Source organism: Parabacteroides chinchillae (assembly GCF_900108035.1).
GTDB lineage: Bacteria > Bacteroidota > Bacteroidia > Bacteroidales > Tannerellaceae > Parabacteroides > Parabacteroides chinchillae.
The window spans coordinates 1-1,628 of record NZ_FNVS01000035.1; the positions used below are offsets into that span (position 1 = coordinate 1).

Sequence of the window (1,628 nt, forward strand, 5' to 3'; positions counted from 1 at the left end):
TTTTCATACGTAAATATTAAGCGTCCTACACAGCTTGTAAGACTGGTTTTACAATTAATTTAACATCTGCGAGTTTTTTGAGCAAAAGAAAGAATAGCACTCATGAAGGTCATAAGTGCGACTATTGTTCAACGATAAGAATAACAGCTAAGAATAATAAAGTTTCATACACGTGTCCATAAGTCACATTCTTTGGTGCTTAGCTGTTGAGACCAATTTCATATTCGGACTGGGGATATTCCAGTAAGAGTCGGCCTTTATTTTTTTTCCTTTAGTTTCCGATAGTTGATGCAGTTGTTGATTTCGTTAGAGTCACTTCATAGCCCAACTTCTTTAGTTCAGAAGAGAGATAAGCCTTGCGTTTCTTCTCTATCTTCTCCTGCATATATTGTGCTCCAAGTTCGCGGTAACTTGCGCCAGTACTCAAAATGAGATAAACGGATACTATTTGAGAGTGCCCCACTGCTATCAAAGCGCGTTTCTTTCCTCTACGGGCAGCAATTCGATGATATCGCTCACTGAAAAACGTATTCTTTGTACGGGTCGCAGCCCATGCGGCTTCTGTCAAAACCGATTTTACTTGTTTGTTTCCGTGAGTGATTCTTGCGCTTTTTTTTTACCTGCGCTCTCATTGTTGCCCGGTGCCATCCCAGCCCACGACGCAAGATGCTTCTCAGTTGGGAAATGAGACATATCAAGTCCTATTTCTGCTACGAGATCCTCAACAACCTTTGTACTAAAGCCGGGAATCTCTTTTAAGAGTTCCAAAACATTGTCGTACTTGGATAACAAGGCCTTGATCCTATCGGATAAGTCATCAATCAGAACTTGAGTGTTATCAATATCCTTGCGTATCATTTGTAGCAAATAGATATGATGTTCCTCAACGTATCCAGTACAGGCTTCCAGTAATTCTTCAGGCGATGCAGCCAGCTTACCATGATAAACACTCTTAATGTCATCCAAAGTAAGTTGTTTGCCTTCACAAAGCATGTCAATCAATGCTGTGGCTGTGACACCTGATGTACTGCTCACTACACTTGACAGCTTGATATTGCAATCTTCCAAAATACGCATCATCCGATTTTTTTCTGAGGCTATCTGCTGTATCAGCTTATTCCGATACCGAGTTAAATCACGTAGCTGACGCTGTTCCTTTGGAGGTATGTAGCTAGGTTTGAGTAAACCTGCAAGCAGAAGCTTACAAATCCATTCGCTATCCATCTTGTCTGTCTTATGCCCGGGCACATTCTTAATATGGCGCGCATTGACAATCCAAACATTTGGAATAAAGCCTTCAAGCACTTTGTAAACAGGCTTCCAATAAACACCGGTACTTTCCATAGCCACGTGAGTGACATTGTTGGACAATAGCCATTCTTTCAATTCATTCAAAGAACTCGTGAAGGTTCCGAACGAGCGGGTCTCTTTTTTGAGACCTTCTCCGTTAATTGTTGCCACCACTACCTTCAAGTGGACGTCAATACCGCATGCACGCTGTATCAACTGAGGGAATGTAACTTCAGTCATAGTCGAATCATTTGTAGAGTTGATACTACAAAGGTAACTTCAGCTTAACTATTTTCATTCTCTTTGGCGAGTTTTTTTTATCTCATGGGGATTTCATA

At 41.1% G+C, this 1,628-nt stretch carries 2 protein-coding genes; both read right to left on the minus strand.

Annotation, left to right across the window (positions count from 1 at the left end; all coding sequences use genetic code 11):
* Positions 1–271: 271 nt before the first annotated feature.
* On the minus strand, positions 272–568 hold the full coding sequence (locus C4S38_RS15645) for a hypothetical protein (RefSeq protein ID WP_103984481.1): 297 nt from the start codon (positions 566–568) through the stop codon (positions 272–274).
* Positions 569–576: 8 nt separating this feature from the next.
* Positions 577–1,530: an IS110 family RNA-guided transposase gene (locus tag C4S38_RS15650; protein ID WP_103984482.1), complete on the minus strand. Its 954-nt coding sequence runs from the start codon at positions 1,528–1,530 to the stop codon at positions 577–579.
* Positions 1,531–1,628: the final 98 nt, after the last annotated feature.

Excerpts from the sequence above, each read along its gene's own strand:
- C4S38_RS15650 (WP_103984482.1), bottom strand. The coding sequence starts at position 1,530 with ATGACTGAAGTTACATTCCCTCAGTTGATACAGCGTGCATGCGGTATT.